Raw genomic sequence first — 7608 nt, forward strand, 5'->3', positions numbered from 1 at the left:
ACCCGGTGCCCGAGCTGCCACCCCCGATCACCGTCGTCGGGATCGGGGCCGACGGCTGGCCCGGCCTCGCCGCCGGCTCCCGGGCCGCGCTGCGGGAGGCCGAGACCGTCGTCGGCGGCCCCCGCCAGCTGGACCTGCTCCCCCACGACGAGGTCACCGCCGAGCGCGTCCCCTGGCCGTCCCCCCTGCGCCCCGCCGTCCCCGGACTGCTCGCCGCCCACGCCGGCCGCCGCATCGCCGTCCTGGCCAGCGGCGATCCGATGTTCTACGGCATCGGCCGCACCCTCGCCGAGACCGTCGGCGCCGAGCGCCTGCGCGTCCTGCCGCACCCCTCCTCCGTCTCCTACGCCTGCGCCCGGCTCGGCTGGCCGCTGGAGGCCACCGAGGTGGTCAGCCTGGTCGGCCGGCCGCTGGACGCCCTCTCCCTCGCCCTCCACCCCGGCCGCCGCCTGCTGGTGCTCAGCGCCGACGCCGCCACCCCGGCCGCCGTGGCCGAGCTGCTCACCGCCCGCGGCTTCGGCGGCGCCCGCCTGCGGGTGCTCGAACAGCTCGGCGCCCCCGCCGAACGCCACCTCGACGGCCCCGCCGACGGCTGGCCGCACCCGCCCGGCGACCCGCTGAACGTCATCGCCGTCGACCTCGGCGACGGCCCCCGCGCCTCCCTCGTCCCCGGCCTGCCCGACGCCGCGTACGAGAGCGACGGCCAGCTCACCAAGCGCCACGTCCGCGCCGCGACCCTCGCCACGCTGGCCCCCTCCCCCGGCGAGCTGCTCTGGGACGTCGGCGGCGGCTCCGGCTCGATCGCCGTCGAGTGGCTGCGCGCCCACCGCGACTGCCGGGCCGTCAGCATCGAGCGCGACCCGGCGCGGGCCGAGCGGATCGTCCGCAACGCCGCCGCACTCGGGGTGCCCCGGCTCCGCGTGGTGACCGGCCCCGCCCCCGCCGCTCTCGCCGAACTCCCCACCCCCGACGCCGTGTTCATCGGCGGCGGCCTCACCGCGCCCGGCCTGCTGGACGCCTGCTGGGCCGCGCTGCGCCCGGGCGGCCGGATCGTCGCCAACACCGTGACGCTGGAGTCCGAGGCGCTGCTCACCGAGTGGTACCGGCGCCACGGCGGGGAGCTCGTCAAACTCGCCGTCGCCCACGCCGTCCCGGTGGGCGGCTTCACCGGGTGGCGCCAGGCCATGCCGGTCACCCAGTGGTCCGCAGTCAAGCCCGAAACCCCTCAGGAGAACGCCTCGTGACCGTCCACTTCATCGGAGCCGGCCCGGGCGCCGCCGATCTGATCACCCTGCGCGGCCAGCGCATCCTGGCCCGCGCCGAGGTCTGCCTGTACGCGGGCAGCCTCGTCCCGCGCGAGCTGCTGGACGAGTGCCCGCCCGGCGCCCGCCTGATCGACACCGCCCAGCTCAACCTGGACCAGATCACCGCCGAGCTGGTCGCCGCCCACCGGGCCGGCCAGGACGTGGCCCGGCTGCACTCCGGCGACCCGTCCGTCTTCTCCGCCGTCGCCGAGCAGATGCGCCGCCTGGACGCGGCCGGCGTGCCGTACGAGGTGGTCCCCGGCGTGCCCGCCTTCGCCGCCGCCGCGGCCGCGCTGAAGCGGGAGCTGACCGTCCCGACCGTCGGCCAGACCGTCATCCTCACCCGGATCGCCAAGCGCGCCACCCCGATGCCCGAGGGCGAGGACCTCGCCACCCTCGGCCGCAGCGGCGCCCTGCTGGTGCTGCACCTGGCCGCCGGCTACGTGGACGACGTGGTCGAGCAGCTGCTCCCCCACTACGGCGCGGACTGCCCGGCCGCCGTGGTCGCGATGGCCAGCCGCCCTGACGAGCTGGTGCTGCGCGGCACCGTCGGCGACATCGCCGAGCAGGTCAAGGCGGCGGGCGTGGTCCGCACCGCCGTCATCCTCGTCGGCCGCACGCTGGCCGCCGAGCAGTTCCGCGACAGCCACCTCTACTCGGCGGACCGCGAGCGCCCGCACGAGCCCTGCGGGGCGTGATGCGGCACGTCCTGATCCTCGGCGGCACCACCGAAGGGCGGGCGCTGGCCGCCGAGCTCGCCCCGACCGCGCACCGGGTCACCAGCTCGCTGGCCGGCCGGGTCGCCCAGCCGCGGCTGCCCGCCGGGGAGGTGCGGATCGGCGGCTTCGGCGGACCGGAGGGTCTGGCCGACTGGCTGCGCACCGAGCAGGTGGACGCGGTGGTGGACGCCACCCACCCGTTCGCCGCCGGCATCTCCCGGAACGCCGCCCTCGCGGCCGCCGCCACCGCGGTCCCGCTGCTGGTGCTGCGCCGCCCCGGCTTCACCCGCGTCGACGGCGACCGCTGGCTCCCCGTCCCCTCCCTCGCCGCGGCGGCCGACCTGCTGCCCCGGCGCGGGGAACGGGTCTTCCTCACCGTCGGCCGACAGGGCGTCGGCGCCTTCGCCCACCTGGACGGGGTCCACTTCCTCGCCCGCTCGGTGGACCCGCCCGAGCCCCCGGTACCGCCCTCGTTCGAAGTCCTGCTGGACCGGGGGCCGTTCACGATCCACGGCGAAGAGGCGCTGCTGCGCGAACACGACATCGACGTCCTGGTCACCAAGGACAGCGGCGGCGCCGCGACCGCCCCCAAGCTGGCCGCCGCACGCGGACTCGGCCTGCCCGTCATCATCGTGGAACGCCCGCCGGTCACGGAAGGCGTCCCGGTCGCACCGGACGTCCCCGGCGCACTGCGCTGGCTGGAGCACCTGGGCTAGCCGGCCCGGGCGCTGGACGGCCCGGGCACCAGCCGGCCCGGGCGCTGCGGCTGCTCACCGTCGCGCTGGTACCCGCTCGCCGTCGTGCTGGTGCCCGCTCGCCCGGTCGTCCCGCGGAAATTGCGGGGCGGCCCCGGCGGACGTCGGGAAGGATGGCCCGATGACCGATGATCAGCGCACGCAGACTCCCCGCACCGCCGACGAACGCGCCACTCTGGCGGGCTTCCTGGACTACCAGCGCGACACCCTCGCGATGAAGTGCGCGGGCCTCACCGCGGAGCAGCTCCGCGCCCGGGTGCTGGAACCGTCCGGGCTCTCCCTGCTCGGGCTGGTCCGCCACCTCGCCGAGGTGGAGCGCGGCTGGTTCCGCAACGTCCTCAACGACGAGGGCCTGCCGGGATTCTGGAAGCACCCGGACGGGTCCTTCGCCGAGTTCGACGCCGACACCGCCGACCCCGACGAGGCCTTCGCGATCTGGCGCCGGGAGTGCGACCGCGCCCGGGAACTCGTTTCCGCCGCCGAGTCGTTGGACGTCCTGGGCCACTACGGCGACGAGGTCTTCTCGCTCCGCTGGATCCTCACCCACATGATCGAGGAGTACGCCCGCCACAACGGCCACGCCGACCTGCTCCGCGAGCACCTCGACGGCACCACCGGCGAGTAGCACCGGACGCGGCCGGACGCGGCCGGACGACGAGGGAGCGAGCAGAGCGTGCGGACCCGTCAGAAGGAACGCGACACCCCCGGGCCGTCCGAGCCCTGGAACGAGATCGTCCCCGGGCTCTGGATGGGCGGGCACTACTTCACCCGGCCCGGCGGCGAACTGGAACTCGCGATCGTACGGGCCGAGTTCGACCTGGTGGTCAGCCTGTTCACCCGTTCCGGGCACGGTCCGGCACCGGGAGTGGAGCACGTCGTCCGGGAGGTGCCCGACGCCCCGCTCTCCCCCGGTCAGCTGCTCGCCGTCCAGGAGGCGGCCGGGCTCACCGAGTCGGCCGTCCGCCGGGGCCGGCGGACGCTGGTGCGCTGCCACTCGGGGTACAACCGCTCGGGCCTGGTGGTGGCGCAGGCGCTCATCGGCCTCGGCCACGAGAGCGGCGAGGCGGTCCGGCTGGTCCGGGAACGGCGCTCGCCCTGGGCACTGAACAACCCGGTGTTCGTGGACTACCTGGACACCGGACTGGAGGTCGCCGTGCTGCTGACCGGCCTCAACGGGTGAGGCCGGTCAGCGGCATGACGTTCCGTCAGATTTCTCAGATGTCGCGGAACGTCTCGATCTGGGCGCCGATGGAGTTGAGGCGCTCGGCGAGGTCCTCGTAGCCGCGGTTGATGACGTAGACGTTGCGCAGCACCGAGGTGCCCTTGGCGGCGAGCATGGCGAGCAGGATGACCACGGCGGGGCGCAGGGCCGGCGGGCACATCATCTCGGCGGCGCGCCACCGGGTCGGCCCCTGGACCAGCACCCGGTGCGGGTCGAGGAGCTTGACGTCGGCGCCGAGGCGGGTCAGCTCGGTCAGGTAGATCGCGCGGTTGTCGTACACCCAGTCGTGGATCATCGTGGTGCCGTGCGCGGCCGCGGCGATGGCGGCGAAGAACGGCACGTTGTCGATGTTGATGCCGGGGAACGGCATCGGGTGGATGGTGTCGATCGGCGCGGTCAGCTTGGACGGGCGCACGGTGAGGTCGACCAGCCGGGTGTGACCGTTGTGGGCCCGGTACTCGGGGGTGCGGTCGTAGTCGAGACCCATGCCCTCCAGCACGGCGAGCTCGATCTCCAGGAACTCGATCGGCACCCGGCGGACGGTCAGCTCGGAGGAGGTGACGACGGCGGCGGCCAGCAGGCTCATCGCCTCCACCGGGTCCTCGGCCGGGGTGTAGTCGACGTCGCAGGTGATCTGCGGGACGCCGTGCACGGTGAGGGTGGTGGTGCCGATGCCCTCGATCCTCACGCCCAGCTTCTCCAGGAAGAAGCAGAGGTCCTGGACCATGTAGTTGGGCGAGGCGTTGCGGATGACGCTGACGCCGTCGTGCCGGGCGGCGGCCAGCAGGGCGTTCTCGGTGACCGTGTCCCCGCGCTCGGTCAGCACGATCGGGCGGTCCATCGGGGCACCCGGCTCGACCGAGGCGTGGTAGGCGCCGCCGGTGGTGGCGACCTCCAGGCCGAAGCGGCGCAGCGCGGTCAGGTGCGGCTGCACGGTGCGGGTGCCGAGGTCGCAGCCACCCGCGTACGGGATGGCGAAGTGCTGGGCGCGGTGCATCAGCGGGCCGAGGAACATCAGCACGCTGCGGGTGCGGCGGGCCGCCTCGACGTCCATCGCCGCGAGGTCCAGCTCGGCGGGCGGGGTGAGTTCGAGGTCGCGGCCCTCGTTGATCCAGCGGCTCTTGACGCCGATGCTGGTGAGCACCTCGAGGATGCGGTAGACCTCCTCGATCCGCGCGACGCTGCGGATCGTGGTGCGGCCGGTGGTCAGCAGCGAGGCGCAGAGGATCGCCACGCAGGCGTTCTTGCTGCTGCGGACGTCGATCGCACCGGAGAGCCGGGTGCCGCCGGCGACGCGCAGGTGCATCGGGCCGGAGTAGCCGAGGGAGACGATCTCGCTGTCGAGGGCTTCGCCGATGCGGGCGATCATCTCAAGGCTGACGTTCTGCTTGCCCTGTTCGATGCGGTTGACCGCGCTCTGGCTGGTTCCGAGGGCCTCTCCGAGCTGCGCCTGGGACCAGCCGCGGTGCTGGCGCGCGGTACGGATGAGGGTGCCGATACGGGTGAGGTAGTCGCCTGTCACTCGCCAGACGATATCTCATGGTTGAGATGGCGACAGAACTGGGGCCCGGCGTGGTACTCCATTTGTCCGTTTCTCGCCCCGTATGGACGTCAGTTCTTCACATCACCAGGTGAGGTTGTCACGCCGTCGTGACACTCGTGACAGTGTCACGGCCCCACGAGGCCACGGCCCGACGAGGCCACGGCCCCACGAGGCCACGACCCGACGACCTCACGGGCAGGCCGCGCGACGGGCGGGCAGGGTCACGGCCCGAGCGGCTCCGCCCGGCCGACGACGGTGCCCGCGCGGTCGATGCAGATGACGTCCACCGCGACCGGCGAGCCCAGCAGCACGCCGAGCGCCGTCGCCCGGGCCGCCTCGGCGACCAGATCCCCGAGCGGCACCCCGGCCGCCCGGCACAACTGCACCGCTTCCAGTGCGGTGTTGGCGCCCGCGACCGCCCCGGCCAGCACCTCGTCGGCCCCGCCCCGACGGGCCAGTTCGGCCAAGTACCCCTTGTCCACCTGGGAGCGCGCCGAGTGGAGGTCGAGGTGGCCGGCCGCGAGCTTGGACAGCTTGGCGAAGCCGCCCGCGATGGTCAGCCGGGGCACCGGGTGGCGCTTGAGGTACTTGAGCACGGCGCCGGCGAAATCGCCCATGTCCAGCAGCGCGTCCTCCGGCAGCCCGTGCTCCGCCACCGCGACCTTCTCCGAGGTCGACCCGGTGCAGCCGGCCACGTGGGTGCGCCCCGCCGCCCGGGCCACGTCCACCCCGCGGCGGATCGAGTCGATCCAGGCCGAACACGAGTAGGGGACGACCACCCCGGTCGTGCCGAGGATGGACAGACCGCCGAGGATGCCGAGCCGGGGGTTCCAGGTGGAACGGGCGATCTCCTCGCCGTGGTCGACCGAGATCTCCACCACCACGTCCCCGCTGCCCCCGCGGGCGGCGGCCACCTCGGCTACCGCGTCCCGGATCATCTGCCGGGGCACCGGGTTGATGGCGGGCTCGCCGACCGGCAGCGGCAGGCCGGCCTTGGTGACCGTCCCCACCCCGGGACCGGCCCGGAACACCACCCCGGTGCCGGGCGCGCCGGGCCGTACGGTCGAGCGGATCAGTGCGCCATGGGTGACGTCGGGGTCGTCGCCCGCGTCCTTGACCACCCCGGCCATGGCGGCGATGCGCCGGTCGGGGCCGGGCGCACCGGGCCTGTCGGGCTTGTCGGGCGCACCGGCCGGCTCTCCGGCGACGGGGTTCGCGGCGGCAGCCGACTCCTCGGCCGTGGCCGGCTCTCCGGCGGCGGCCGACTCCTCGGCGACGGTCAGTTCCTCGGCAGCGGTCAGTTCCTCGGCGGCGAGGGCGAAGGCGGGCTGCTGACCCTTGGGCAGGGTGATGACCACCGGGTCCGGGAACTCGCCGGTGAGCAGCGCGGTGTACGCCGCCTTGGTGGCCGCGGTGGCGCAGGCCCCCGTCGTCCAGCCGGGCCGCAGGCCGCTGCTCTTCAGCTGGCCGGCCCGGCCTCCTGCTCCGGCTCCCGCCTCGGCTCCCGCTGCGGCCACCTGCGCCCCGTTTCCGACGGCGCCCGCGCCGTCCTGCTCCGCTCCGGCGGCCACACCGGCCGCCGCCGCCGATTTTCCCCCACCGGGCCGGGTGGGACCCGACCGGGGTGGCGGCACCCGCGTCCCGCGCGGTGCGGAGGAATCCCGAGCACGAGCCGCACGGGGCCGCTGCCCCGCGTTCCCGAAGAGTTCTCCGCACGGGCCTCGCCCACCGTGCCTACCAGTGAGTAATCTGGCGGTCCGCCAGAAGCGGGTTCATGACAGACGTGGGCCCGGCCGGGGTCGAAGCGCCCCGCCGGGCCATCAGCATGTGGGGGTTTTTGTGGCAGGGATGAGTCGGCGTACGTTCCTCACCGGTACGTCGGTGGCCGCCGCCTGGTCGGCCTTGTCGCTGGGCGGCGCGCAGTTCGCCTCGGCCGCGGCGCGCGACCGGGCGCTCGCGACGACGGCCGAGCGGGCGATCAGGATCACCGGGACCACGCTGGAGCAGGTGGCCACCCCGGTCGGCACCGGTGGCTGCGAGTGGCTGACGGCCGGACCGGGCTGGC

The 7608-nt window shown here is 74.5% G+C and carries 7 protein-coding genes and 1 pseudogene; 6 read left to right on the plus strand and 2 right to left on the minus strand.

Translation table 11 applies throughout. From position 1 onward, the window contains the following. Positions 1-5: 5 nt before the first annotated feature. From cbiE to ACFVGO_RS16460, 5 genes are all read left to right on the plus strand, one after another. Positions 6-1244, plus strand: coding sequence for a precorrin-6y C5,15-methyltransferase (decarboxylating) subunit CbiE (gene cbiE / locus ACFVGO_RS16440; protein ID WP_380348772.1), 1239 nt, complete (start codon positions 6-8; stop codon positions 1242-1244). Continuing rightward, the gene (gene cobM, locus ACFVGO_RS16445) at positions 1241-2002 is read left to right on the plus strand and encodes a precorrin-4 C(11)-methyltransferase (RefSeq protein WP_359901657.1); all 762 of its coding nucleotides are present in this window, start codon (positions 1241-1243) and stop codon (positions 2000-2002) included. The genes cbiE and cobM overlap by 4 nt, the downstream gene beginning before the upstream one ends. After that, the gene (locus ACFVGO_RS16450) at positions 2002-2739 is read left to right on the plus strand and encodes a cobalt-precorrin-6A reductase (protein WP_380348840.1); all 738 of its coding nucleotides are present in this window, start codon (positions 2002-2004) and stop codon (positions 2737-2739) included. Before cobM ends, ACFVGO_RS16450 begins: the two co-directional genes overlap by 1 nt. Before the next feature lie 160 nt (positions 2740-2899). Beyond that, a complete protein-coding gene (locus ACFVGO_RS16455) occupies positions 2900-3403 on the plus strand; it encodes a DinB family protein (RefSeq protein ID WP_359901660.1) in 504 nt (167 codons plus the stop codon). Between the two features lie 48 nt (positions 3404-3451). Beyond that, positions 3452-3958 (plus strand): protein phosphatase, encoded by a 507-nt coding sequence (locus ACFVGO_RS16460; RefSeq protein WP_359901663.1) that lies wholly within the window; start codon positions 3452-3454, stop codon positions 3956-3958. A gap of 34 nt (positions 3959-3992) precedes the next feature. Here ACFVGO_RS16460 and ACFVGO_RS16465 read toward each other — a convergent pair whose 3' ends face one another. Both ACFVGO_RS16465 and ACFVGO_RS16470 read right to left on the minus strand, forming a co-directional pair. Further along, positions 3993-5522: a UDP-N-acetylglucosamine 1-carboxyvinyltransferase gene (locus ACFVGO_RS16465; RefSeq protein ID WP_380348769.1), complete on the minus strand. Its 1530-nt coding sequence runs from the start codon at positions 5520-5522 to the stop codon at positions 3993-3995. A gap of 242 nt (positions 5523-5764) precedes the next feature. Continuing rightward, positions 5765-7060: a cobalt-precorrin-5B (C(1))-methyltransferase gene (locus ACFVGO_RS16470; protein ID WP_359901669.1), complete on the minus strand. Its 1296-nt coding sequence runs from the start codon at positions 7058-7060 to the stop codon at positions 5765-5767. Between the two features lie 331 nt (positions 7061-7391). On the opposite strand from ACFVGO_RS16470, the pseudogene ACFVGO_RS16475 reads away from it, so the two are divergent. Further along, positions 7392-7608 (plus strand): annotated as a pseudogene (locus ACFVGO_RS16475) (TIGR03767 family metallophosphoesterase); the annotation flags it as partial.

The sequence above is a fragment of the Kitasatospora sp. NPDC057738 genome (assembly GCF_042798815.1).
Classification (GTDB): Bacteria; Actinomycetota; Actinomycetes; order Streptomycetales; family Streptomycetaceae; genus Kitasatospora; species Kitasatospora lactacystinica.

Excerpts from the sequence above, each read along its gene's own strand:
- ACFVGO_RS16455 (WP_359901660.1), top strand. The coding sequence starts at position 2,900 with ATGACCGATGATCAGCGCACGCAGACTCCCCGCACCGCCGACGAACGC.
- ACFVGO_RS16450 (WP_380348840.1), top strand. The coding sequence starts at position 2,002 with ATGCGGCACGTCCTGATCCTCGGCGGCACCACCGAAGGGCGGGCGCTG.